The following is a 25,189-nucleotide window of genomic DNA, read 5'->3' as shown; positions in this document are numbered from 1 at the left end:
GGAACAGATTCATGGCAACACTCGAATTGAAGAGCATCGGCAAGCGTTTCGGCCGACAGACCGTGATCGACAAACTGTCACTGTCAATCGAGGATGGCGAGTTTGTTGTACTGGTCGGCCCGTCCGGCTGCGGCAAGTCCACGCTGCTGCGCATGATTGCCGGTCTGGAGGACATCACGAGTGGGGACTTGCTGATCGACGGACAGGTCTCCAACCGGATTCCGCCGCAGCGGCGTGACATTTCCATGGTGTTCCAGTCCTACGCCCTGTTTCCGCACATGAGCGTGCGTGACAATATCGCCTTTGGCCCTGAGGTGCGTGGCGAGAATGCGGCAGAGACGGCCCGGCGCATCGACAAGGCCAGTCGCGTGCTGAACCTGTCCGACTACCTGGATCGCAAGCCGGTGCAGCTCTCGGGAGGTCAGCGGCAACGTGTGGCCATGGGGCGGGCCATCGTTCGTGATCCCAAGGTGTTTCTGTTCGATGAGCCATTGTCGAATCTGGATGCCAAGCTGCGGGTGCAGATGCGAACGGAGATCAAGTCACTGCATCAGAAGCTGGGTACGACCATTGTCTACGTCACCCACGATCAGATCGAGGCGATGACGATGGCCGATCGCATCGTGGTCATGAATGACGGTGTCATCGAGCAGGCGGGCACACCGCTGGAGCTCTACGACAGACCGGCCAGCCGCTTCGTGGCGAGCTTCATCGGATCCCCGTCCATGGGATTCATGAACGGCATCTACGAGGATTCTGCAGGACAGGCTCTGGTGCGGCTGGCGGACGGCACCTGTCTGCCGGTCAGTCCCTGCAGACTTGGCAGTGGTGCAGCAGTTACCATAGGCATTCGTCCCGAGTGCTTTCGTCGTGATGCACAAGGGCCATTGACATTCGATGTGGCAGTCGTCGAACCCACCGGGCCGGAGATTCATGTGTTTGGACATGTAGGAGAAAGTGAAATCCGAACGGTGTTTCGGGATCGCGATCTGCCGGCTGCCGGTACGCGCCTGTCCTTGTCGGTGGATGCCCGGGATGTGCATGTCTTCGAGTACGAATCCGGCAGGCGGCTGGTATCTTGAGTGCGATCCCGCCCGAGACAGACGATGCATCGCGGTCAGCCACATCGTCGAAAACCATTGATATTGTTGGCAGGTTGCGCAATCGACTGGCGCTGGGAAAGGACGCCGAGCGGCGCCTGATAGAGACCATTCTGGCGGATCTGCAGTTTGCCGCGCATGCCTCCATTGCCGATATTGCGGTGCGAGCCGGTGTCAGCGAACCGACCATCACCCGGCTGGCACGTGCGCTGGGGTTTGCCGGTACCCGGGACATGCGCATTCACCTGGCCCAGGCGCTGGCCATCGGTGGCGCCTATTTGCGTGGACCATCGTCGGAATCCACAGGCAATGCTTCGTCCGCCGGCGCTGTAGCTGCCGTGGCCAAAGGGGCGCACGCTGCACTGGAACTGATGACGGTCGGTCTGGTTGACACCGATATCGATGCCATGGCCGGAAAAATCGCTGTTGCCGGGCAGATACTGGTCTGCGGGACCGGTGGTGGTTCATCGATGGCGGCAGTGGAGCTGCAGAACCGCCTGTTCAGGCTCGGGCTCAAGGTGGTGTCGCAGACTGATCCACAACTGCAGCGCATGAATGCCTCGGTGCTGGGTGAGGGAGATGTGATCATCGGGTTTTCCCTGTCCGGCAAGGCGCAATCGGTTGTCGATGCGCTGAATATTGCCGGGCAGTACGGGGCCTATTCGCTGGCCGTGACCGGTCCGGAATCGTTGTTGTCCGGCAATGCCGATGCCTTGCTGCCGCTGCATTTCGAGGAAGATGGCAATATCTTCAAGCCTTCGTCAGCCCGTTATACTCTACTGGTGGCTGTGGATATCATCTCCATGGCCACCGCACACATCATCGGCTCCAGTGCCATCGAATCACTGAGACGAGTTCGCCAGAGCCTGGCGAGTCGGGATATTCTCGACCCGAATCTGCCATTGGGAGACTGAAACTGAACATGAAAGCCAGCAAAGCGGATACGCCCTGCGTTCTTGTCGATCTGGACATCGTCGAGAACAATCTGCAGGCCGCGCAGGAACTCTCCGAATCCATGAGTCTGCCGTTGCGGCCGCACATCAAGACCCACAAACTGCCACGCTTCGCCCAACGCCAGATCGAGTTGGGCGCCCGCGGTATCACCTGTCAGAAGCTGGGTGAGGCCGAAGTGATGGCAGCCGCCGGTATCGACGATATATTCATTTCCTACAACCTCATTGGTGCCAGCAAGCTCAAGCGACTCAAGGCCCTGCATGAAGCCATCACGATCTCCGTCACTGCCGACAATACCTTCGTGGTCGATGGTTATGGCGCCATGTTCAATGATGGCAAGCACAAGCTACCCGTGGTTATCGAAGTCGATACCGGAGGCGGACGCTGTGGTGTGCAGAGCGCCAAGAAGGCAGTGGCCCTGGCCAAGCGCATCAAGGCGTTCAAGGGGCTGACCTTTGCCGGCATCATGACCTATCCACCACGAGGCATCATGAGTGAGGTCAATGCAAGTCTGTCACGCGTCAAGGAAGCCCTGCTTGATGAAGGGCTGAAGGTCAAGCGTGTCTCCAATGGAGGTACGCCCGACCTGAAGTCTGCCGGTGAAGTCACGCTGGCAACGGAGCATCGTCCCGGAACCTATATCTACAACGATCGCATGCAGGTGTCATTCGGACACTGCGAGTTGAGTGATTGTGCGCTGACCGTACAGGCAACCGTCATCAGCTGCCCGACCGAAGGGCGGGTTGTCATCGATGCCGGTTCCAAGGCGCTGGCCGCAGATACCTGCGATGCACCGGGCTATGGGCATGTACTGGACTATCCCGATGCCGTGGTCCAGGCATTGTATGAAGAGCATGGCGTGCTGGATTTCTCCGACAGCGAAACCTGCCCGGAGGTCGGGGACAAGCTCCGCATCATTCCCAACCATGTCTGTGTGGTGAGCAATCTGTTCGACAGTGTTCATCTGATGCGCAATGGCATCATCGAGGACACCGTGGACGTAGCTGCCCGAGGGCGAGTCCGTTGATGTCTCGTCGCAGACTGTTCAAGCTGATCGTATCCGACAGGATTTGCGCATGACTCATGACAACAACCCCTTTCCGCCTGCCGACCAGGATCGGCACGCCATCTGGGAAATGCTGGTTCGGCGGGACATACAGGCCTTCGTCACACAGGACTGGTCTCTGGTAGAGGATGATTTTGCGGCCGAAGGTTTCTTCGGTCTGCATGCACACAATCTGGGGAACCCGGATGGCTGGCGTCTGGCCTTTCCCACGCTGACGGTGTATCGGGATGAATGGTTGCGTCAGGCCGCTGTCAGCGCAGCAACGCAATACGATGAACCGCTTGAGGAGGCCCTGTTTCGTATCACTCACATGCGGGACATCGACATCGAAGGCGCGCGTGCGGTGGTGCACAAGAAATTCGATGGTCGAATCCGCAGGTGTGATGGGGAGCTCGAACACCTGCAATGGCAGACACTGTATTTCTGTTCGAGGATCGACAATCGCTGGAAGATCAGCAGTTTTGTCGGTTACCTGCCGCATCCGATGAGCGCTTGAGAACTCTCGGGCCTCTTTTGTAGACTAACCTCAATGAGACATAAGTCCACGACCAGAAACCGCCTACGGCTCGCGCTATACCGGCGACTGTATTCACCGGTCTATCACGTTTCTGCTGCGCGTCTTTATGTCTCATTGAGGTTAATGCCCTGATTCAACCTGACGAGTTCCCGACAATCATGTTCGCAATGTTTTTCCGCCGGCCTGCGCGGTGTCTGTTGATGCTGTGTCTGCTGACGTCAGGCCTGGTCGGCTCGGCCCATGCGGCTTTCCCCGATGCCGTGGATGGGCAGCCATTGCCCAGTCTTGCACCGATGCTCGAACGTGTCATGCCTGCCGTGGTGAACATCTCTACCCGCGGACCGATGCCACGGCGCAATCCGCTGATGGATGATCCCTTCTTCCAGCGCTACTTCGGGATCGCTCCGGAAGAGGCGCCGTCACAGAGCCTGGGCTCGGGTGTGATCATCGATGCCGCTGAAGGGCTGGTCATCACCAACAATCACGTCATCGACAACGCGGTACACATACTGGTGACGCTCAATGATGGGCGTGATGTGGATGCCACTCTGGTGGGGACCGATCCGGAAGCCGATGTGGCCCTGGTGCGGATCGAGGCGGAAGGGCTGACTCAGCTTGAATGGGCCGATTCCTCGGCACTGCGTGTCGGCGACTTCAGCGTTGCCATCGGCAATCCCTTCGGTCTCGGGCAGACCGTCACCTCCGGAATTGTCAGTGCACTGGGGCGCAGCGGACTGGGCATCGAGAACTTCGAGGATTTCATTCAGACGGATGCCTCCATCAATCCTGGTAACAGTGGTGGAGCACTGGTGAATCTGCGCGGTGAGCTCATCGGCATCAATACCGCGATTGTCGGGCCCAGTGGCGGCAATGTCGGTATCGGGTTTGCCATTCCCGCCAACATGGCTGCCGACATTACCGAACAGTTGCTTGAGTTCGGCGAAGTCCGGCGTGGTGCCTTGGGTATTGCCGCGCAGCCTCTGACGCCCGAGCTGGCCGAGGCCTTCGGGGTGGACTCACGCTTCGGTGTCGTGATCGGTCGGGTACAGACAGGCTCACCGGCTGAAAAGTCGGGGCTGCTTGCCGGCGATGTGATCACCGCGATAGATGGCAGGCCCGTGCGTGATGTGCGCGCCGTGCGTAATCGTATCGGCCTGGTCCGCCTGGGTGAACAGCTGCAGCTGGACATCACACGCAACAAGCGGCCACAGTCGGTAACGGTGACAGTCGAAGCGTTGCCGGTAACGAATCCACTGGCCGCCGGTGCCCGGCTGCAGGAGCGAGAATCTCGCAACGGGCGGCGTTATGTGGTGATCGAAGCGGTGCGTTCCGGCAGTGTGCTGGATCGGGCCGGATTGCAGGCCGGGGATATCGTGCTGTCGATCAACCGACAAGGGGTGGGTACGGTGGCCGATATCGAGAGGATTGCCGACCAGTCCGGTGACGAATTGCTGCTGCTGATACAACGAGGCCGTTCCACCAGCTACGTCACGATTCCCAACACCTGACCGATCAGGCAGGCCCGGGTTCAGTGCCCGGGCGTGTTCTTCTCGACCCAGCGAGTCTCGCCATCTGCCAGGGTTTCCTTCTTCCAGAACGTGGCTCGGCTCTTCAGCGCCTCCATCAGAAAACGGCAGGCGTCAAAGGCGGCCGCCCGGTGGGCAGAACAGACGGCGGTCAGCACGATCGGCTGGCCCGGCAGGATATCTCCTACCCGGTGGACGATCAGGGCGTCGATGATGTCCCATTGCTGTCTGGCATCCTGAATGACCTCTTCGAGCTGCTTTTCCGTCATGCCCGGGTAGTGCTCGAGGGTCATGGCCGTCACCATGACGCCCTCATTGTGATTGCGCATGGTGCCCACGAAACTGGCTGTGGCGCCATAACTGCCGGCAGGCAGAGAGGCTTCGAAGTCCGCCAGCTGCTGCGCCGGATCGAACGGTTCACTGTGCAGTTGAATGGCCATCAGCCGCCCGTGACCGGTGGAAAGAAGGCGACTTCATCGCCGTCCGAGACCGCTGCGTCCGGTTGGCGGTGCTCCAGGTTGACTGAACACAGCAGATTCTCCGGCATCGCTGCCTTTGATGTGGCTCGTTCCCAGACCTGAGCCACTGTCTGTATGCCTTCCGCGTCGATCTGATTGAGACCGGCAGCTTGCTGCTCACGCAGGCTGGCAAAAAATCTGACCTTGATAGCCATGAACTTGTCCGAATGACGATACTCTCGAATAATACCCCAGGCAGAAGCAGACACCCATGAATCCGCGACTGCAAGCCCCTTTCGATTTCCAGCCGACGAGCCCCCATGTCAGACCCACACGACAAGCAGCAGACACCCACATCCCGCCCCGGCGATCAGCAGACACCCACATCTGCCGTCGCCAGCCAGGCGCCCACGCAAGCCGCTGCCAGCCACGGCCTGACGCACTTCAACGCCGCCGGTGAGGCTCACATGGTGGATGTCGGTGACAAGGCGGTGACGCATCGCGCCGCGGTGGCGGGAGGGCGCATCTCCATGCTGCCGGCCACCTTCGAGATGGTTTGCGCCGGTACTCACAAGAAAGGAGATGTGCTGGGAATTGCCAGAGTGGCGGGCATCATGGCGGCCAAGCGCACCAGTGAACTGGTGCCGCTGTGTCATCCGATCGGGCTGACGCGGGTCGATGTCGCGTTTCGCACCGACGCTGCTGATTGCTCGGTGCATTGTGAGGTCAGGGCCGAGACCCGCTCTCAGACCGGGGTCGAGATGGAAGCCCTGATTGGTCTGCAGGTCGCTCTGGCGACCATCTATGACATGTGCAAGGCGGTTGACAGAGGCATGTGCATGAACGATATCCGACTGCTTGAGAAGAGCGGCGGCAAGTCCGGCGATTACCAGGCGCGTTAGCCGTGTCGAAACCTTCACCGCCTGGTCGGATATACGACAGGCACCGCCGTGACGGTTGATTGACGGAACGGTGTGATTCGCTCCGCAGGCAGGCCGGGCAGTCATGCAGGAAGCGGTGTTTCTGCCGCTGATTCAGGATGGCAGCAGGATGGGGATGGCGCAAGCGTGGAATCGATGTCGTGGCTGCGTCACACTGTGCGTGATCGTATACAGCTTGTAAACAAATTGCCATTGAACTCCTGCGCCCGTAGGAATCCATTGGTGTGCGATACACTTCCAGATATCGGTGATATTCGGCAACACAATCGAGCCATCGCGATGCTCGTAGAAGAGGCGTTGACATGAAACTCCTGAAATGGCTGTTGGGCACGATAGCCGTATTGGTCCTGGTCGTTGGTGTGGGTGTGGTGGCACTGGTGTACCTGGTGGACTGGAATGATTTCAAGGATACGATCCAGAATCAGGTCAAGAAGCAGACCGGTCGCGATCTGCAGATCACCGGTGATCTGAGCCCGTCGGTATTTCCCTGGGCGGGCATTTCCATTGGTGAAATTTCTCTGGCCAATGCCGAGGGTTTCGGCGAAACACCCTTCGCCAGCATCGACAGTGCGGATGTCAAGGTAAAGCTGCTGCCATTGATCAAGCGCGAGATCAATGTGCGCACGGTTGAACTCGAAGGGTTGCAGCTGGATCTGCAGCGCGAAGCCGATGGCACCACCAACTGGGACGACCTGCTCAAGAGCACCACGACCACCACGACGACGATCAACGATGACGATGCCAATTCGCAGGTCACCACGGAGGTTGAAGGCAGCAGTGCCACCATTGCAGCGTTGTCCGTTGGCGGTATCGAGATACTGGATGCGAACGTCAGCTGGCGGGATGCGACGACCGGAACCGACGCGGCCCTGTCGGGATTCAACCTGCGGACGGACTCCATCGAGCTGGAAAAGCCTTTCGCGCTGGATGTCGATTTCTCGGTGGCCAGCGACAGCATGGACCTGACCGCTGACGTCAAGGGCTCAGGTGAGTTGATGATCGATCTGGACAGCCAGATCTATACCGTCAAGGCGTTCACCCTGAGCACCGACGCCCGAGGTGGCGCCGTGCCGGCGGGCGAACTGTCCGCCACCTTGCAGGCGGATGTCGTGGCCATGCTTGACGCGCAGAAAGTCGATGTGTCGTCGCTGAAGCTGACAACTCTGGGGTTGGAGCTCGACGGCAGTCTGAATGTCGAGAATCTGGATACCGAGCCGGCCATCACCGGGCAGTTTGCCAGTAACGAGTTCAGTCCGAAGCAGATATTCGGTAAGCTGGGTCTCGAGGAGCCGGTGACGGCCGACGAGTCCGTGTTGGACAAGGCCAGCCTGACATTGGCACTATCAGCTACGCCGGACAGCGCAGCGCTGAACGAGCTGAGCATCGTGCTCGATGACACTCGCTTCACCGGACAGGCCAGTGTGCCATCGCTCGAAGGGGCCATTCCCCCCGTGCGATTCGACTTTGCTGTTGATGCCATCGATCTTGATCGCTACCTGCCGCCGACGAGTGAGGTCAGTGATGAGGGTGCACCGGCAGATCAGCCTGCTGACGGGGAAGGTGGCGGTGATGTCCCGATCGAGCTGCCCAGCGAGATGATGCGTCAATTGGATATCGATGGCACATTTCGTGTCGGCAGCGTCAAGGTGAGCAATCTGACCACCAGCGATATCGTGATTCCGGTGAAGGCTTCCGGTGGCAAACTGGCCTTGCAGAACATGCAGGCACAGCTGTATGAGGGGCTGTTCAACGGAACCACCCGGCTCGATGTGGCCGGAGAGACACCCGTGTACGGAGTGCAGTTGCAACTGGACGGCATTCAGGCTGATCCACTGCTGAGCGATCTGCTGCAGAAGGACTCCTTTCTGAGCGGCGGCGGCGCAGTAGCTGCTGACATCACGAGCCGCGGTAACACGGTCAACCAGATCATGGCCGGACTCAATGGTCAGTTCAACACCGCCTTCTCCGACGGCTCCATCAACGGGATCAACCTGGGCTACCAGATTCGTCGTGCCAAGGCTGCCCTGTCGGGTCAGAGCCTGCCGGCTGAAGAAGGCGCGGTGAAAACCGACTTCTCCTCACTGGCTGTCAGTGGCACCTTTACCGATGGGATCATGCAATCGGATGATCTGGACATGCGTTCACCGTTGCTGCGCCTTGGCGGTGAAGGCAGCGTTGATCTGCCGGCGGAGTCAGTGGATTACACACTGACCACCCTGATTACCGGAACGGCGCAGGGACAGGGCGGTGCGGATCTGGCTTCACTCAAGGGTGTGCAGCTCGACATTCCCATTCGGGGCACGTTCGATGAGCTGGCGGCCAATTTCGCCGGTGTCATCCTGTCGGGCATGAAGGACAACATCACGGGTAATCTGAAGAATCAGGCCAAGGCACTGGCCGATGAAAAGGCGGCCGAACTGAAGGCACAGGCCGATGAACTCAAGGCGGCCAAGGAAGCGGAATTGAAAGAGAAGGCTGAAGAAGTGACGTCCGAGGCTGTGGAAAAGGCCCGGGACAAGCTCAAGGGGTTGTTCAAGTAAGCACCGAAATCGCTAGTCGCGTACTGGACTGGTTCGAACAGTACGGGCGCAAGCACCTGCCCTGGCAGCTGAACAGGACGACCTACCGGGTGTGGGTGTCCGAGATCATGCTGCAGCAGACTCAGGTGAGTACCGTCATCCCGTACTATGAGAAGTTCATGCAGCGTTTTCCGGATTTGCCGTCACTGGCGGCAGCACCCGAAGATGAAGTGCTGGCGCACTGGTCGGGTCTGGGTTATTACGCGCGTGCCAGAAATCTGCACAAGTGCGCAAAGTTGGCTGTCAGCGATCACGGTGGCGCTCTGCCCGAAGAACTCGACGCATTGGTAGCGATGCCGGGCATCGGGCGTTCTACTGCCGGTGCCATACTCAGTCTGGCGCTCGGGCAGGCGCAGCCGATACTCGATGGCAACGTCAAGCGCGTGCTGGCTCGGCATCAGGCCATCGACGGCTGGCCCGGCAAGAGTGAAGTGCTCAATCAGCTCTGGCACATCTCCGAGCAGCAGACACCCACAAACCACGCCGCCGATTTCAATCAGGCGATGATGGACCTGGGAGCGACGGTCTGTACCCGCAGCCGGCCCGCCTGTGAGCGCTGTCCGCTGGCTGCTGATTGCCGTGGTCTGGCCATGGGTGAGCCCCAGCGATTCCCGGGTCGCAAGCCTAAGAAGCAGACACCCACCAGACAGACGGTGATGCTCGCCCTTGAGCTGACCGGGGAGGGCCCTGCCACTGTCGGCACGCTTCTGGAGCGTCGTCCGCCGTCGGGAATCTGGGGAGGGCTTTGGAGCCTGCCGGAGATCGAGTCGCTGGCGGATTTGGACGCGTGGTTGAATGCTGCAGGCCTGGAGGCGCGTAGCGACCCCGTCACTGCTGCCCGCCTGCGGCACACCTTCAGCCACTTTCACCTTGATATCGACGTGCAGGCCCTTACCGTTGGCGTAGGCGATCAGCGCATTCTGGAGAGTGCGGAGCGTGTCTGGTATAACGGTGGGTCACTACCCGGTGGTGTTGCCGCCCCGGTGACGAAAATCCTGAACAATCTAGTTGGAGAATTGATTTGACAACCCGCATGGTGCAATGCGTCAAGCTGAACAAGGAGGCCCCCGGCCTCGAACGTCCGACCTACCCGGGCGAACTCGGCAAACGCATTTTTTTCAACATATCTGCTGAGGCCTGGCAGTCGTGGGTATCCCACCAGACCATGCTGATCAATGAGTATCGCCTGACGCCGGTAGACCCCAAGGCTCGCAAGTTTCTGGAAGAGGAAATGGAAAAATTCCTGTTCAGCGACGATGCCGCCATGCCCGAGGGTTACGTCCCGCCCGAGTAAGTGCCTGTTCGTGTTGCGACTCTCCGCATGTGGCTTTGTAACGTGCGGATACGTTGATACACATTGGCTTTCTACTTGCAGTGCTACCATCCTGTAGATTCATTCACAAGGTTGGTTAGATGTCCCCGAACTCCGGGAATGAGGCAGCCAGACTGGCAGCTTTGCGCGATCTGGACATTCTGGACACGGAGCCGGAGGCTGAATTCGAGTCCATAGTCGAGGCCGCAGCTGCCCTGTGCGGCATGCCGATGAGCCTGATCTCTCTGGTCGATGAGAATCGCCAGTGGTTCAAGGCCAATGTAGGTCTGCCCGGGGTGAGCGAAACACCTCGCAGCATGGCGTTCTGCGCGCGCACGATCTTGCAGGATGAGATCCTGGAGGTTGACGACTGCACCACGGACGCCCGATTCCAGGACAATCCTCTGGTTACCGGGACACCGGAGTTGCGCTTTTATGCAGGCGTGCCACTGTGCCTGAGTGACGGCTCCCATGTTGGCAGCCTTTGCGTGCTGGACCGCAAGCCGGGCAAACTGACCGATTCCCAGCGAATCGCCCTGCAGCACCTATCGGAAGCTGCCGTACATGCCCTGGAGTCTCGGCGCACCGCTCGAAATCAGGTCCTCAATGAATCACGCTTCCGCACCATGTGTTCGTCCTTGTCGGTGGGAGTTTTCGCTCTTGATACGCTAGGCAAGCGAATCTTCGCCAATGAGCGTCTCAGGCAGATTCTCGGAACCGGCAGCGCAGAGCAATCCGAACAGGATTGCCTGCGCAACCTTCATCCGGATGATCGTGTGTTGTTCATGAATCACTGGCAGGAAGCTACCGAGAGTGGAGGCGATTTCGAGCTGGAAGTTCGTGTACTGCAGAAGGACGGCTCGGTAGTCACGGCCAAGGTTCTTTCAAGTCCTGTCTTCTCGGATGACAAGGTGGTGGTCGGAAGAGTGGGGTCGGTGGAAGACGTCACCCTTTCCAAGGAACATCTTGCCGAGCAGTACAGGAACCTGGCGTTGTTGCGACAGACCGGCACACTGGCAAAGGTCGGTGGCTGGGAGCTGGATGTTTCCAACGAAAAGGTGATCTGGACCGAGCAGACTTGCCTCATTCATGGACTGCCAACCGACCATGAGCCATTGCTGGCAGAGGCATTGGACTACTACGTGCCGGAGTCGCGACAGAAGCTGATCGCGGCGCTGGACACGCTGAGTGCGGTGGGTTCCAGCTTCGATCTGGAAGCCCAGTTGCAGCGAGTGGATGGCAAGTGCATCTGGGTTCGCGTCGTGGGTGAGGCTGACCTGGAGGCGGGGAAGGTTGTCAGGCTTCGGGGTGCAATCCAGGATATCGATGACGCTGTGCGCCAGAGAATGGCGTTGGAGAATGCCCATGAACGCGTCAGTGTAGCAACCGAGAGCGTCGATATCGGCGTCTGGGAGTGGGACGCGGAGGCTGAGGGCATCAAGTGCACACCGGTGTTGCTCCGCTTGTATGGCCTGCCCACGACAGACACATGCATCGGCGTCGATGTCTGGGAACAGATGCTGCACCCGGACGACCGAGCGCGTGCGAGGGAAACTCTGCAACTCGCTCTGGATGGACAAGGCAATTACGACAGCGAGTTTCGGATTGTTCGTCCCGATGGCGAGGTCCGCCAGATTCACGGTCGTGCTGCGATCACTCGTGATGAGGCAGGACGTCCGGTAAAACTGCTGGGTGTGAACTGGGACGTGACCCAGGTCAGACAGTTGACGACCCAGCTTGCCGAGCAGCATGAGCTGATGCAGGTTACGCTGAAGTCCATTGATGATGCGGTAATCACCTCGGATACCGAAGGGCGAGTCACCTGGTTGAACCCATCGGCCGAGGTGCTGACCGGGTGGCAGTGCAGCGAAGCGGTCGGACAGCCTCTGAACGTCATCTACAAGGTTGAGCAGGAGGCGGGAGGGCAGCCTCTGGAGAGTCCGGTGGCTGAATGTCTGAGGCTGGGCAAACCGGTCAACCAGATGCATGATGCCGTGCTGGTGGCTCGAAGCCGCAGTCGCATTGCCGTGGAAGATTCGGCCTCTCCGATCATGGGCAATGACAACCAGCTACTGGGTGTCGTGCTTGTGTTTCGGGATGTCAGCGAGCGGCGACGACTGGCTAGCGAGATGACGCATCGTGCCACTCATGATGAGCTGACCCAGATATACAACCGCTCGGAATTCGAGGTGCGGTTGCAACAGACGCTGGATGATGTGCACAGGGTGCCGACCAGCCACGCCCTGATGTTCATCGATCTGGACCAGTTCAAGCTGGTCAATGATTCCTGTGGTCACGCCATCGGCGATCAGCTGTTGCGGCAGATTGCCGATGTCATGTCCGATTCCCTGCGTGAGGGAGATGTGATAGCGAGGCTTGGCGGTGACGAATTCGGTGTGATTCTGCGTAATTGCGGCGCCGAAGAGGCACGTACCGTCGCGCTGAATCTGTGCCGGCGTGTGGACGAATTCCGCTTCTCACACCAGAGCAGGCGTTTCCGTATCGGGGCCAGCATCGGGCTGGTGCCGCTGGATGAGCGCTGGAACGATGTGCTGAGTGTCATGCAGGCGGCCGACACCTCCTGCTATGCCGCCAAGCAGGCGGGACGCAACCGGGTGCATGTCTGGTTCGATACCGATCAGGCCCTGCGCGCGCGACGTGGTGACATGCAATGGGCGGCACGTCTGGAACAGTCACTGGACGAGAATCGTTTCGAGCTTCACGCGCAGCGTCTGATTGCGCTGAACGGTTCGCAGCCGGGTATCGCGGCTGAGGTTCTGCTGCGTTTACGTGATGACACCGGTGAAATCATACTGCCAACGGTGTTCCTCAGTGCGGCCGAGCGTTTTCATCTGGCGACACGAATCGATCGCTGGGTACTGGAACGCTCGATCGCCACGCTGCGCAGGCACTCACGATTGATGGCAGTCGACAAGCTGTGGATCAATCTGTCGGGCCAATCCGTGGGTGATCGGGAGTTTCATGGAGAGGCCATTCAGATGCTGATGAATGCCGGTCCTGAGATCTGTCGCTGCCTCTGTCTGGAGATCACCGAAACGGCTGCCGTGACCAATATCAACGATGCGGCCCGCTTCATTGATCGGCTGCGTTCGCTTGGTGTCACCACTGCTCTGGACGATTTCGGGGCGGGGACATCATCGTTCGGCCATCTGAAGAGCCTGCCGGTGGATGTGCTGAAGATAGACGGGCAGTTCATCAGTTCGATCATCGATGATCCGCTGAATGCGGCAGCCGTGCGCTGCTTCGTGGATGTCGCCGGTGTCATCGGTCTGAAGACCGTGGCTGAACATGTCGATTGTCCGGACGTTCTGGAACGCGTCAGAAGCATGGGGGTGGATTATGCCCAGGGCTTTCTGCTGCACGAGCCCGAGTCGATAGACGAGGTGCTGGAAATGGACACGGATCAGTCGCGTGAAGCCTCCGGCTGAACCGCTGGCATGGGCGAGGCGGCCTTCCTTGTGCCGCCTGCCGAGAACCAGGCGTGAGCCTATGGGACGATGATTTCTGCGGGTAGTGATCGATTGCCCGCTTGATCGATGGCAACGACGGTATAGGTCCAGACCGTGTTGCTGCTGGCCATGTCATCGAAGTAACTCACTCCATCCAGAGTCTTCACAGATACACCATTGCGTTGCAACTCGTAGGTGAGTGCCGGGCTGCTGGCCGGCGGCCGTTGCCAGAATATCTCGACGGCGGTTGACGAGTAACGACTGCTGCCGGTGAACAGCGGTGTGGGCACCGAGACGGCATTGTTACTGCTCCCGCGAGTCTGCAACGAGATCGTGGCAGGTGTAGATCGCTGTTCGCCGATGACGGTTCTGACACTGAACAAATATTCAGTGGCTGATTGCAGGTCTGACTGGAACAGGCTGTTTCCATCACTCAGTCCCAGGACTACACCATTACGGCTGATTTCGTATTGCACATCGCTTCCCGAGACTCTATCCCAGAAGAGCTCCAGTGCCGTACTCGAGTAGACCTCGCCGCGCAATCCGGCTGGTGGGTTGACCGAAGGGTTGACCGGGCCAGAGTCGCCGATGGTAACGGCATTGCCTGCCACTTCCCCTCGCAGTGGTCGTATGCTGAAGCTGGTGTTCTGCGCATTGTCCAGTCCGTCGACGAAATGACTGGTCACCACACTTGTCGTATCCACGAGTTCACCGTCGCGATAGATCTCATAGCCGGTGACAACATCGCCTTGGTCTGTTGCCCGGTCCCAGAACAGTTCCAGCGCATGATCGGAATAGACCTCGCGTCGGAAACCGGCAGGTTTTGCCGGAAACAGACTCTCTCCAGTCTGCTGACCATAGTTGTCGTAGTAGCGCACGAAGGAGTTGTCGTCATTGATCTGATGGATCTGACCGATGGCCCACAAGAGGCGAGGCTTGGCATTGTCCAGCAAGACAGAGTCGAAGCCGATGTCGGTTTCGTTGATGTAGCCTTCGCTGATGCAATCTTTCGTGCCATCGAGCGTTTCGAAGCAGACAGACGGGCTGCCGGTATAGAGCAGGTCGATGGACTTGAACGTTTGTCCCTGGAAATGTTCGGTGTAATGGCTCATGGCGCCAAAGCAGCGCAAGCTGTCATCTGTCTTCAGAACGCAGGCGGCATAGGGGCCGAGTGCCACCTGTTTGATGGTGCCGAGGCTGGACAGGTCTTCATCGCCGAATTGCTGGTTCTGATCATTCTCGATGATGGTCTCGCCCCAGCAGACAAGCTGGTCGGTCAGGTCGACGCCACAGGCCTGCTGGTAGTTGACATCGACCTGCTTCAGGTAGAGCGCGGTTTCCGGTACGGCGCTGACGATAGAGGACTCTCCCCAGCACACGGTACGATTATCGGATTGTATGCCGCAGATCGTGCCGGAGAGATCCAGCCGGCTCAGCGCAATGTAGCTGGCGTCGGGTTCGGGGATATCATCCAGCGTTGTTGTTTCGAACTCGTACAGTGGATTGTCGACACAGGCTACGCCACTTTCTGTCCCAATGGCGCAGGCATGGCTGCCGAAGGTGCCCAGTGAAAACTCGGCAATGTCATCGTCCAGCGCATCATTCAGGTATTGAAAGTCCACGCGGTAATCCGGACCTGTCGGGGTGATCAGTGGATTTTCGTTCCAGCAGAAGAGCTCTCCAGTGGATTGGAGCAGGCAGGGGCCTTCGAAGTTGGTCTGCAAGTCGACCGTTGTGTCCGTGATCTCCGGGCCGGGTCGTGCTTGCAGAATATTGTCAGACTGTTGCGCCTCGGTGGTGACTGGCAGAAGGCCCAGCAGGAGTCCGGTGGCCAGCAACATCTGTTGCGCAGCCGGAGTAGAAATGTGGTCGCAGGCGAGCATGAGTTTTTCCTCTGGAGTGGCTGGAAAGGTTTCATCTGGCCGGGTTGCAGTGGGTGTCCTTACCAGCTCATGTTTGTTGATTGGGCCCCAATGTCCAAAGTCTGTAAAGGTATTAATACCCATGGGTTCAGGGCTTTGGAGCAAGCAGGATTCGCGCTCGTGCAAAGGCGATTGGACCTGTCGAGGAGAGGTGATCTGCGAGAAGGCGGGGGAGATGAAAGCATGCCCAGCAGCGCCGAAATTGCGAGAAATACAATGCGTTCCGGCGAGCTGGCGACATGGTTATAGTGTCGCCAGTCGATTGGTGGAGGATTTCGAATTGAATGATACGGACAACAAGGTACTGCTGATTACCGGTGCATCCAGTGGCATAGGTGCAGCGACCGCGAGAATGGCGGTGGAAGCGGGCTGGCAGGTGGTGTTGGCCGCGCGCAGTGAGGACAAATTGCAGAAGCTGGTGCAGAAGCTGGGCGAGGAGCACGCCATGGCGATCACCGTGGACGTGACCGACTATGAGGATCAGCGTGCCATGCTGAAAACGCTTCTGGAGCGTCATGGACGACTGGACGCGGTCTTTGCAAATGCCGGTGTGGGTGGTGAGCCCGGCGGGTTCTCGGGCGCGCCTGTGGAGTCCTGGGAGACAATGGTGAATGTCAACATCCTCGGGGCCGCGTACACCCTGCGAGCGACTCTGGACACCCTGAAGCAGTCTCAGGGGCATCTGCTGCTGACAGGCTCGGTGGCGGGTCGTCGTACCCTGGCCGGGTCCATGTACTCCGCCAGCAAGTGGGCCGTGTCGGCCATCGGCTACGGTGTGCGGGAAGAACTGCGTGGCACTGGCGTGCGGGTCACTCTGATAGAACCCGGTCCGGTGGACACCCCCTTCTTCGATGAGCCGATGGACAACTCACTCACGCCCGAGGATGTGGCGCGAACAGTCCTGTTCGCCTTGTCGCAGCCGAAAACGGTGGATATCCACGAACTCATGGTGTTGCCGACACCCGCGGTGGAATAGTCTTTGCGGCGACGATCCGTCCGTTTTTCCGGGCCACTTGGCGCCTCGGAACATTGATTGCGGAAAATTCTGTATTCATGCTTGACGCGGCTGCCGGATTTGGGTCTAATACGCGCTTCGCGCAAGACCTGATGCCCAGGTAGCTCAGTCGGTAGAGCAGGGGACTGAAAATCCCCGTGTCGGCAGTTCGATTCTGTCCCTGGGCACCATTAAAAATTTTCTTGCTGCTGAGTACTTTGTTCTGGCTGAGGTCTCGCCGAACTGCCGATACGTCGGCACCCTGGCCGGGCGCCAACGCGGTTGCCGGATCGATTCTGTCCCTGGGCACTCCCGCATCTTTGTCAGATTCTGCTTTCTGGCTCTACCCGATTAACGGGCTCCGGCTTGCTCATGAAGGGCTTTATTCAGGACTTATCGGGTAGTCAGATGAATGCCGCCGCGATCTTGTTACGCGTATCGGCATCGGGCATCGGCAAGTGGCTGACGGCCATGTTCTCGCGCAGGTGTGCTACCACACCCGTGGCGGGAATGGCGCAAGTCACCGCCGGGTGGGAGATGACGAACAATAGCGCCAACTGTGCCCAGCTCTGACAACCGAGTTCACGAGCGATACTCGGCAGGGCTTGTCCGGACATGCGCCGCAGAATTGCCCCGCGCCGATAAGGACGGTTGACGATCACGGCGACACCACGCTCGGCGGCAAGTGGCAGCAAGCGTGACTCCGCCTCGCGATCAAGCACGTTGTAGGTCAATTGCACGAAATCCAGCGGCTCGCGACGCAGGATCGCCTCCAGCTCCGCGTGCCGCCTCCCATGGGATGTCGTCACGCCGACATGACCGATGCGGCCTGCCTCGCGCCATTCCCGCATTCTCGGCAGGTGCGTCTCCCAGTCAACGAGGTTGTGTACCTGCATCAAGTCCATCGGACCCGCGTTCCATAGACGCTCGGTATTGACCATCTGGCGCTCACCTTGAAAGAGTGCTGGCGTCCAGATCTTGCTGGCCGCAAACAGCGTGCCTTGGTTACGCTGGGTGCGCTCCAGGGCGTAGCCTATCAATTCCTCGGCGTGACCATACATGGGTGAGGAGTCGACCATACCGCCACCCGCGTCGAAGAACGCCTGCAATACAGACACGCGGGTGGCGCGCGCCGGATGTCCGGGTGGAAGATCGAAGGTGATCCAGGTGCCCATGCCGACGGGTGGCAGTGTAATGCTGCCAGACGGCACGCTTCGACGCCCTGCACTCTCCTCTGATGCGCTGAACACAGTCGGCGCAAGCAGGGCTCCCAGTGCCGTGATCGAGGAAGCACAAAAAAGTCGTCTGTCCATCTGTTCATGCTCGCATCACAGAGAGTATGCGTCAATGCTGCTTGCACAGAGCAGGTACCCGTTCAGGTCATGGGTTCCAGCAAGAAGACCATGGCTGTTTGCGGACATCGTATTGCTGTCGAGGAGACTACTGCTGATCGATAGCCTGTGAACACAGGCATGTCAGCCAGTTCAGGAGGGCGTGCCGTTGATGGCAGGCTTGAGGTTCTCGCGAATGACAGGGACCTTCCTGGTTGGTTTTATCACTCGTCAGGCAAAGGTGTGCCCGGGTCCCATGATGAAACCATCACCCGCAGTGATGTAGCTTCGTCAGGTGAAGGAGCCGAGTCGTTTCGAGCTCGCACGCTTCTGTTTCGCGTTGGCCAGTGCATTGCTGGTTTCCTGTGCATCGGCTCGTGCGTTACAACAGCTGTCCTGTGTGACCAGGACGATACAGGCGTAGCTGAATCAGACGACTGGTGTGGATCAGCCCGACTCATTGCCACCGAGTAGGGTTCCATCTGGCGATCTCTTCGCCTGGGTCAGTGGAGAGGACGATAGATGATGCCGGGGCATGAGCAGGGATTGGACTTGTTGGGGAAACAGGAGGGTGTGACAAAGAACTCGAGCGAGCATGCAGAATACCGGTAACTCAACGGGTATCGAGGAAGGAGGTCGAGATGGAGAGGGACGTTAACATCAACCTGACTGGGCAGAATCTGTTAAATCTGCTTTCATGCTTCCTCTACTCTCAAACTACATGCCCGGAGAGTACTTTGAGATTCGTGGTGACGAATTCCCTGTACAAGAACCAGATCGTACCGAATTCCGCAGGCTTGCGATGCGGGATCCACGACGTGTTCTATCGTTCTTATCCTGACGACTGAGGCAACCGGGTCTTTGAATCAGCATGAATGATACAGACGGGGCAATGCTTTTTGCTATCAAACTCTCAGGAGGACTGCTTGCAGAAGCTGCCTCGCCCCGTCACATTGGCGATCGAATCAGCTGCTCCTTTCATTCGTCCGTAATTGTATTATATGAAATGATTCTCCATTTATCTGCTCTTTCATCAGATCGGGATAATGGAGAGACGAGAGCTTCTGATTGTTACGCACCAACAGGTAAGTCATATCAGTCATCACGTGCGCCTCGGTGCTTTCGTTGTTTGCCCATGTCCGGATGTGACAGCTGTCCCTGTAGCAGAAGCTTCTTGGAAACTGTCACCGGGCTGGAGCTTGCATACTGACCCGTTGTAGTCGTTCCCTGGTAATGCAGCTCAGGGTGTGGCGATGATTTGCCACCCGAACTAACAGCAGAAGTCATTCATTGTATTGCCGAGGAGAGTTGATCTGGTTGCTGCATTTCTCACAGGCATTCTGCAGCCGCAGGCTACAACTGGCGGTTTCATGATCAGTGATCCCGGGGCAGACCGCACTGCCTGCCCCGGAATGCGACTGGCGTTATTCCGCGCTACCGAGCAAGTCGAAACGGAACTCGAGTTGCTCGGACCAGGTTGACCAAGGCAGCTCGATCTCGAGTTCTTCGACATCGTTGCTGACACTGACTTGTACCGTGCTGATGTCGCCCGTATCGGCATCGAGATTGATGACGCTTCCATCGGCTCCGGTGATCGTGAGGGTTCCTCGGTCGAAGTAGTCGTAGCCAGTCGACTCGAAGATGTCATCGCGTATCATGTCGTCGTCGACGAGTACACTGAGTGGTTGCCAAGCCGTCGTGGCTGACGTGATCGTGAGGTCGGCGCGGAGTTCTTGTGCTCGGCCGTATGTCACCAGGTACTCGACGTTGGCGTCATCGATCAATACAGGATCTTCGGTGCCAGTAGTCGAGTAGGTCACATCGCTCAGTAAATAGTAGGTTCCCGGTCCGCCGTCCCTGTCACTGGTGTGCTTGTAGTGAACAGTGCCGGCAAATCCAGCAGATTTACCGTTGTATGACGTGACAAAGCCATTGGACAGATTCAGTCGGTTACCCCGGTTGAGTTGCATGTGCTGGCCCTGGTACGTTGCATCGCCCTGTTGGCATTCGCCAAACTCCCTGTCCCAGCCGTTCGTGATTTGCCGTACACCCCAGTCGATGCCGATGAAGCGTGCCAGCCCCTGGTTGTCGCAGCTCTCTTCAGTTATGACGCCGGCAAGTGGGTACGTGCCAAGTACATCGAAGTGGCTGTCGATGGGGTTATCATCAGTGCTCGGCAGGTCAAGCATGGCCGGACCATAGGCAGAACCGCTGACAATCGAAAAGACATAGGCAATGATGTCGCTGTAGTTGTCCGAGGTGATGACGCGCTCACCTGCGACTCCCGGCAGATCCCCATCCCAGACATCAGGTGATGGGTAATCGATATTGGCAAGAAACAGGGAATCGTCGTCTGCTTGTCGTGAGCTCTTGTCACCGGAGTACGGACCACCCGGCAAAATCCTCACGAGGTTGGACTCAGGCGCCTCCGCCGCCGCACCACTGCCCGTCGCTACAACTCGGTAATCGCCAGCTTCCACGCCAACCAGATCGGTTGCGTCCGTAACGGTCTGATATGGTGTGCCGTCCCAGCGTTGGACGACATAGCTGTCAGCGCCGTCAACCGCGTCCCAATCCAGGTTGTCAGCGTCTGAACGAACCAGGAAACCGTCCGGCATTATCGGGCCTTCTCCTGAACCGCCCTCGGCTATCTCGATATTCTCGGTACGCTGTCCGGTCGTGTGGTTGATGATATTGTAGATACCGTCTGGCACCGTGCAGGGCTCGATATCCGATCCCTCGCAAAGCGATGTGTAATCCGAAGCTGATTGCACCTGCATCCAGCCTGATTGATTGAAGGTGATGGTGTTGCCATCTACCGAGAAGAAGCTGGCGCTCTGCTGCGGTACCACAATATCTTCGTAGCGATGTCCGGTCGTGTGGTTGATGACAATGTACGTACCATCGGGTACCTCACACTGCGTACCGCCCTGGCACAGGCTCGAATAGTCATCAGCGGACTGCACCTGGTACCAGCCGTCGTTTGGCCAGTTGATGGTATTGCCAACCACGGACACCGTGGTCGCGCCGGTATTCCCATTGTCGCCTGTGGCTTCGACGAAATCACTGCGATTTCCGTTGGTATGGTTGATGACATGATAGGTGCCGGCCATCGGAACGGTACACGAACTGATCACGCCCTCACATACGCTTTGGTAGTTGCTCGCGTTCTGGACCTGCATCCAGGCCGTGTTGGCGCTCCAGTTCAGGTTCAGACCGTCGATGGTCAAACCTTGTATCGCCGCCAGAGCGGGGGTGGCTACGAGTGTGCTTCCGATCAAGACGATAGTTTTCTTGAGTTGAAAAACAGTGTGCATCCTTGGTTCCTCAGAGAATGCCTCGTTCGACCATCGGACGGGGCGTGTGATTGTATGGCGCACAGTTGCACGTTAGCGAGCGATATTTTCGTTGCCGGTAATAATTGCGTTTTCGGTCTCGAACGGCATGCAGCTCTCACTCGGCGAAGAGCCAACAGCCAATGTTTCATCAAAGGCTCGTGAAGCTATTGGCTATCCATCTCGGTCTCCTCTGCATCCTGCTCTGAGGCGAGGACGGAATCGAGGATCCGGCGGATAAGTGCCCGAACGATTGCAATCTACTGCAGGAAAATGTCGACGGGGATGTATTGGCAGATGAGTGCGACCTGGACGACGACAATGATGGGTTCGATTCCAGCAGTTCCGACGGTTGAGCGGATTCGGTACGACACTCGAAGCCTGTATCACTATTCGTTCTTCTTCGATAGGAGCCTCGTGTCGGCGCAACGGAAGACCGATTGCAGCAAGGCAATGATTGTCAATACTGTGATTGCCTTGCGCGTTGGCAAAAGCTGTAAAGCCTGCAATGGACCAGTTGCGCAAGGCCGGTGAGGCGGCCTTTGTCGACTATCCTGGCCCCACCGTGAGTAGCATTGATTGGCGGCACTGACCAGGGTAAACAAGCGCAGATATTTGTTGCTGTACCCGGTGCCTGCGACGTCACCCTGGCCGAATATGAGATAGTACGCTTTCTGGTTCTTGCCATCGAACTGCGAGTCAATTACTTGATCAGGGAAAAACGCCGCACATGATTTCTCAGCTCACGCATGGCTTGTCAACATGACCGCCCACTCATGGCAGTTCACTTCCCGGTTCCGGCGGCGCGCATTCGGCTGGCGATCGGCGACACCTGTGAAACGGGTAAAGGAGGCGGTGAAGGAGATCAAACAGGTCGCTCGCAAGGAGCCGGCGGTGGCTGCAGAAGGTGCGGTCATCCTGTTGGAGAAGCTGTCGCCGGCATTGGAACAGGTCGACAGTTCCTCCGGAGCCATTGGATCGGCAGTCAACAAGGCGATTGAATCGCTTGCGCCGATCATCGCGAAAGCCGAGGTGGACCCGAAAACCAGGCAGCGGTGGATGGAGCGCCTTTGGCAGGCGCTGCAGGACGACGATATACCGTATATCGAATTGCTCGGTGACCATTGGGGCGAGTTGTGCGCGACACCGGAAATTGCCTCGTATTGGGCCGATGAATTCTTGCCGACATTGAATACCGTGTGGAGCCGGAAGGGGTCAGGCTTTACCTATTTCAAGGGGACCAGTGCGTGTCTGGCCTCTTTGTCTGCAGCTGCCCGACATGATGAATTGCTGGCGCTGCTCAATCAGTCTCCCTACAAGTGGTGGGCTTACCGACAATGGGGAGTTCAGGCGCTTGTCGCACAGGGCAAGCTTGAGGAAGCGATTCGTTTTGCCGAGGATTCACGCGGTCGAAATGAACCCGATGGGCAGATTTCCGAACGCTGTGAAGCCATTCTGCTGTCGATGGGCCAACACGAAGAGGCCTATTCCCGCTTTGCTCTGCAAGCCAACAATAAAACGACACATCTGGCGACATTTCGTGCTCTCGTTCGTAAATACCCGAACAAGAGCGCGGAAAGCATACTGAACGATCTGATTGCCAGTACGCCGGGAGACGAGGGTCGTTGGTTTGCGGCGGCCAAGGATGCTGGTCTCTATGAGATGGCTATCCAGGTCGCCAGGAGCAGCCCTTGCGATCCGCGCACATTGACGCGCGCTGCCCGGGATTTCAGTGAAAAACAACCCTTGTTTGCCTGCGAGGCAGGGTTGCTCGCATTGCACTGGATATCGGAAGGGTATGGTTACGACATCACTGGCAAGGATGTGCTGGATGCTTATAGCGCTGCTACGAAAGCGGCCTCGCTAGCGGATACCGAACCGGATCTTGTCGATGCGAGCATTCGGCCCATGTACACCGCTCATGATGGCCAGTTTATGGAACGGGTCCTTGGTCGCTATGTGCCAAAAGCGTGAATAGCAACTGCAAAGTCGAACCTGCATGATTCGTTTTCTGCGTGTCACATCGCCAACCTGGAAACCGATCGGTGTGTAAAGGTTCGTGGATTCTCAAGAGAGCTGCAGCTTTCGTCACGCTGCGTTTTCTCGAGGTTTCGCAGTTTGCTCCGAATCGAGCGTCGTGGAATCCGCCCGCCCCGATTCAGGTGCTTCCACCATTCACACGTTGACACCATGCAAGCCGGTTTGATCGGTCGTACCGGAATAGTACAGTCTGTAAACCATCACCATCACCATCACCGTTCACCGTTCACCGTTCACCGTTCACCGTTCACCGTTCACGTAGCCGTGCCACATCCTCACGCAAGGCGCGTATCTCTTCAAGCAGGGCGCGGTTGTCTACCGGTGCTTCCACACCGGCTATCCGATCATCCTCGGCTTTGGCTCGCGCATGTTCCTCGTCAAGTACGTTGACGACAATGCCGATCACCATGTTCAGGAATGCGAAGGCTGTGAAGAAAATGAAGCTCAGATAATAGATCCAGCTCAGCGGGTATATTTCCTGGGTCTCGTACATCACATCGGTCCAGTCTTCAAACGTCATGACACGGAAAAGTGTCAACAGCGATACAGCGATATCTCCCCAGAGTACCGGATTGATGGTCTCGAACAGCGTGGTGCCGATAGCGGCATAGATATAGAAGATGATGAACATCAGCAGCAATACGTAGGCGAGTTGAGGCAGGGCCTTGATCAGCGAATTCAGCAGAATTCTGAGTTCGGGAATGATGGACACCATTCGCAGGACGCGAAACACCCGGACCAGACGGGCCACAAGCACCTGGTCGCCTCCTCCTCCCGGAATGAGACTGACGGCGACCACGATGGTGTCGAAAACGTTCCAGCCGTTGGTGAAAAATCGCTTCTTCTCGGGTGTTGCCAGGAATCGCAATCCAATCTCGAATACAAAGAAGATGGTGATGGCCCAGTCAGCGATTTCCAGCAGTCCCTGGGTTCTGGGGCTGAGCTCGAACGTCTTGGCCCCGAGCATCAATGCCGACGCGATGATGACGCTGACCGCCGTCCATTCGAAAAGGCGATTTTGGGCGATGCTTTGCAGGCGTTGGTTGAGATCCATGTTCGTGCCGTTGAGGAGAGAGTGTTCGTATGATGAAAGCGCGACGGTTTGTGGCGATCATTCGGTGGCTATTATCACTCAGATGCTACTGGTCATGCGTGAAACAGAGTGGGAAGTGAATGGACATGAAGACATCGCCTGAGAGCCGGGATTTCCCCATCGACACCTGATCAGCCCCGCTGCGGCGGGTATATCTGCGGTTCATTCAGGGCGACGGTCCGGAGCAGCGAATTGTTCCGCTTACTCGGTTTCTCGGTTTTCTGATGCCACTGAGCACGGGATCGCCGCGCACATTGTCAAGGGGGGGATCCCAAGTCGTGAACGATGACCCTGTCACCCAGAGCGGCAAACGCTCAACCACCAGACAACTAGATGCAAGCCTGGGTGGTGTGAACGAGGTGCGCACCATCAGCTCCAGCGGTAGTGGCACGGAAGGCGGCCGGACTTGTTCGATGACATTGCGCAGGAGCCGATCCCATTCCGAAGAGCAGGTCCGTCGTTCCAAACAGAGACCGCAACGGTTCTGCACCAATGTGAACGATGCCCTCTTGCTCATCGTGAAAGCCCTACGTAGGCTCATTTGGAAGCTC

General features: G+C 57.9%; 18 protein-coding genes and 1 tRNA gene. 13 read left to right on the top strand and 6 right to left on the bottom strand.

The window, feature by feature from the left end; genetic code table 11:
- The first annotated feature begins 11 nt into the window (after positions 1–11).
- From ACUNV4_RS23170 to ACUNV4_RS23150, 5 genes are all read left to right on the top strand, one after another.
- A complete protein-coding gene (locus tag ACUNV4_RS23170) occupies positions 12–1,082 on the top strand; it encodes an ABC transporter ATP-binding protein (RefSeq protein WP_430881009.1) in 1,071 nt (356 codons plus the stop codon).
- A complete protein-coding gene (locus tag ACUNV4_RS23165; RefSeq protein WP_430881008.1) occupies positions 1,079–2,014 on the top strand; it encodes a MurR/RpiR family transcriptional regulator in 936 nt (311 codons plus the stop codon). Before ACUNV4_RS23170 ends, ACUNV4_RS23165 begins: the two co-directional genes overlap by 4 nt.
- An 8-nt stretch (positions 2,015–2,022) precedes the next feature.
- Positions 2,023–3,081 carry a D-TA family PLP-dependent enzyme gene (locus ACUNV4_RS23160; protein WP_430881007.1) on the top strand — a complete coding sequence of 353 codons (1,059 nt, stop codon included), beginning with the start codon at positions 2,023–2,025 and terminating at the stop codon, positions 3,079–3,081.
- 49 nt (positions 3,082–3,130) lie between these two features.
- Entirely contained in the window at positions 3,131–3,616 is a 486-nt protein-coding gene (locus tag ACUNV4_RS23155) for a hypothetical protein (RefSeq protein ID WP_430881006.1), read from the top strand.
- 179 nt (positions 3,617–3,795) lie between these two features.
- Complete coding sequence (locus tag ACUNV4_RS23150; RefSeq protein WP_430881005.1) at positions 3,796–5,145, top strand: DegQ family serine endoprotease; 1,350 nt, start codon at positions 3,796–3,798, stop codon at positions 5,143–5,145.
- A gap of 20 nt (positions 5,146–5,165) precedes the next feature.
- On the opposite strand, the gene ACUNV4_RS23145 is transcribed toward ACUNV4_RS23150, so the two are convergent.
- Together ACUNV4_RS23145 and ACUNV4_RS23140 are read right to left on the bottom strand one after the other, a co-directional pair.
- Positions 5,166–5,603 (bottom strand): molybdenum cofactor biosynthesis protein MoaE, encoded by a 438-nt coding sequence (locus ACUNV4_RS23145; RefSeq protein WP_430881004.1) that lies wholly within the window; start codon positions 5,601–5,603, stop codon positions 5,166–5,168.
- Positions 5,603–5,836, bottom strand: a complete 234-nt coding sequence (locus tag ACUNV4_RS23140; RefSeq protein ID WP_430881003.1) for a MoaD/ThiS family protein — start codon at positions 5,834–5,836, stop codon at positions 5,603–5,605. Before ACUNV4_RS23140 ends, ACUNV4_RS23145 begins: the two co-directional genes overlap by 1 nt.
- A gap of 105 nt (positions 5,837–5,941) precedes the next feature.
- On the opposite strand from ACUNV4_RS23140, the gene moaC reads away from it, so the two are divergent.
- The 5 genes from moaC (at position 5,942) to ACUNV4_RS23115 (ending at position 13,902) form a co-directional block, all read left to right on the top strand.
- A complete protein-coding gene (gene moaC, locus ACUNV4_RS23135) occupies positions 5,942–6,523 on the top strand; it encodes a cyclic pyranopterin monophosphate synthase MoaC (RefSeq protein WP_430881002.1) in 582 nt (193 codons plus the stop codon).
- 341 nt (positions 6,524–6,864) lie between these two features.
- Positions 6,865–9,102 (top strand): AsmA family protein, encoded by a 2,238-nt coding sequence (locus tag ACUNV4_RS23130; RefSeq protein ID WP_430881001.1) that lies wholly within the window; start codon positions 6,865–6,867, stop codon positions 9,100–9,102.
- Positions 9,103–9,110: 8 nt separating this feature from the next.
- Positions 9,111–10,166: an A/G-specific adenine glycosylase gene (mutY, locus tag ACUNV4_RS23125; RefSeq protein ID WP_430881073.1), complete on the top strand. Its 1,056-nt coding sequence runs from the start codon at positions 9,111–9,113 to the stop codon at positions 10,164–10,166.
- Positions 10,167–10,174: 8 nt separating this feature from the next.
- Positions 10,175–10,435, top strand: a complete 261-nt coding sequence (locus ACUNV4_RS23120; RefSeq protein WP_430881072.1) for an oxidative damage protection protein — start codon at positions 10,175–10,177, stop codon at positions 10,433–10,435.
- Positions 10,436–10,554: 119 nt separating this feature from the next.
- On the top strand, positions 10,555–13,902 hold the full coding sequence (locus tag ACUNV4_RS23115) for an EAL domain-containing protein (RefSeq protein ID WP_430881000.1): 3,348 nt from the start codon (positions 10,555–10,557) through the stop codon (positions 13,900–13,902).
- 59 nt (positions 13,903–13,961) lie between these two features.
- Here the strand turns inward: ACUNV4_RS23115 and ACUNV4_RS23110 are convergent, their stop codons facing one another.
- The gene (locus ACUNV4_RS23110) at positions 13,962–15,806 is read right to left on the bottom strand and encodes a hypothetical protein (RefSeq protein ID WP_430880999.1); all 1,845 of its coding nucleotides are present in this window, start codon (positions 15,804–15,806) and stop codon (positions 13,962–13,964) included.
- 319 nt (positions 15,807–16,125) lie between these two features.
- On the opposite strand from ACUNV4_RS23110, the gene ACUNV4_RS23105 reads away from it, so the two are divergent.
- On the top strand, positions 16,126–16,821 hold the full coding sequence (locus tag ACUNV4_RS23105) for an SDR family oxidoreductase (RefSeq protein WP_430880998.1): 696 nt from the start codon (positions 16,126–16,128) through the stop codon (positions 16,819–16,821).
- Between the two features lie 133 nt (positions 16,822–16,954).
- Positions 16,955–17,030: transfer RNA gene (locus ACUNV4_RS23100), tRNA-Phe, on the top strand.
- A 213-nt stretch (positions 17,031–17,243) separates the two neighbouring features.
- Here ACUNV4_RS23100 and ACUNV4_RS23095 read toward each other — a convergent pair.
- Positions 17,244–18,152 carry an aldo/keto reductase gene (locus tag ACUNV4_RS23095; RefSeq protein WP_430880997.1) on the bottom strand — a complete coding sequence of 303 codons (909 nt, stop codon included), beginning with the start codon at positions 18,150–18,152 and terminating at the stop codon, positions 17,244–17,246.
- 1,442 nt (positions 18,153–19,594) lie between these two features.
- Positions 19,595–21,451: a hypothetical protein gene (locus ACUNV4_RS23090; protein ID WP_430880996.1), complete on the bottom strand. Its 1,857-nt coding sequence runs from the start codon at positions 21,449–21,451 to the stop codon at positions 19,595–19,597.
- Positions 21,452–22,339: 888 nt separating this feature from the next.
- On the opposite strand from ACUNV4_RS23090, the gene ACUNV4_RS23085 reads away from it, so the two are divergent.
- Positions 22,340–23,479 carry a hypothetical protein gene (locus ACUNV4_RS23085; RefSeq protein ID WP_430880995.1) on the top strand — a complete coding sequence of 380 codons (1,140 nt, stop codon included), beginning with the start codon at positions 22,340–22,342 and terminating at the stop codon, positions 23,477–23,479.
- Between the two features lie 313 nt (positions 23,480–23,792).
- Here the strand turns inward: ACUNV4_RS23085 and ACUNV4_RS23080 are convergent, their stop codons facing one another.
- Positions 23,793–24,599, bottom strand: coding sequence for an ion transporter (locus ACUNV4_RS23080; protein WP_430880994.1), 807 nt, complete (start codon positions 24,597–24,599; stop codon positions 23,793–23,795).
- Between the last annotated feature and the right edge of the window lie 590 nt (positions 24,600–25,189).

This window comes from Granulosicoccus sp. 3-233, from assembly GCF_052681095.1.
This window is presented reverse-complemented; position numbering and strand designations above follow the sequence as displayed.

Excerpts from the sequence above, each read along its gene's own strand:
- ACUNV4_RS23170 (WP_430881009.1), top strand. The coding sequence starts at position 12 with ATGGCAACACTCGAATTGAAGAGCATCGGCAAGCGTTTCGGCCGACAG.
- ACUNV4_RS23160 (WP_430881007.1), top strand. The coding sequence starts at position 2,023 with ATGAAAGCCAGCAAAGCGGATACGCCCTGCGTTCTTGTCGATCTGGAC.
- ACUNV4_RS23155 (WP_430881006.1), top strand. The coding sequence starts at position 3,131 with ATGACTCATGACAACAACCCCTTTCCGCCTGCCGACCAGGATCGGCAC.
- ACUNV4_RS23150 (WP_430881005.1), top strand. The coding sequence starts at position 3,796 with ATGTTCGCAATGTTTTTCCGCCGGCCTGCGCGGTGTCTGTTGATGCTG.
- ACUNV4_RS23145 (WP_430881004.1), bottom strand. The coding sequence starts at position 5,603 with ATGGCCATTCAACTGCACAGTGAACCGTTCGATCCGGCGCAGCAGCTG.
- ACUNV4_RS23140 (WP_430881003.1), bottom strand. The coding sequence starts at position 5,836 with ATGGCTATCAAGGTCAGATTTTTTGCCAGCCTGCGTGAGCAGCAAGCT.
- moaC (WP_430881002.1), top strand. The coding sequence starts at position 5,942 with ATGTCAGACCCACACGACAAGCAGCAGACACCCACATCCCGCCCCGGC.
- ACUNV4_RS23130 (WP_430881001.1), top strand. The coding sequence starts at position 6,865 with ATGAAACTCCTGAAATGGCTGTTGGGCACGATAGCCGTATTGGTCCTG.
- ACUNV4_RS23120 (WP_430881072.1), top strand. The coding sequence starts at position 10,175 with ATGGTGCAATGCGTCAAGCTGAACAAGGAGGCCCCCGGCCTCGAACGT.
- ACUNV4_RS23115 (WP_430881000.1), top strand. The coding sequence starts at position 10,555 with ATGTCCCCGAACTCCGGGAATGAGGCAGCCAGACTGGCAGCTTTGCGC.
- ACUNV4_RS23110 (WP_430880999.1), bottom strand. The coding sequence starts at position 15,806 with ATGCTCGCCTGCGACCACATTTCTACTCCGGCTGCGCAACAGATGTTG.
- ACUNV4_RS23095 (WP_430880997.1), bottom strand. The coding sequence starts at position 18,152 with ATGGACAGACGACTTTTTTGTGCTTCCTCGATCACGGCACTGGGAGCC.
- ACUNV4_RS23080 (WP_430880994.1), bottom strand. The coding sequence starts at position 24,599 with ATGGATCTCAACCAACGCCTGCAAAGCATCGCCCAAAATCGCCTTTTC.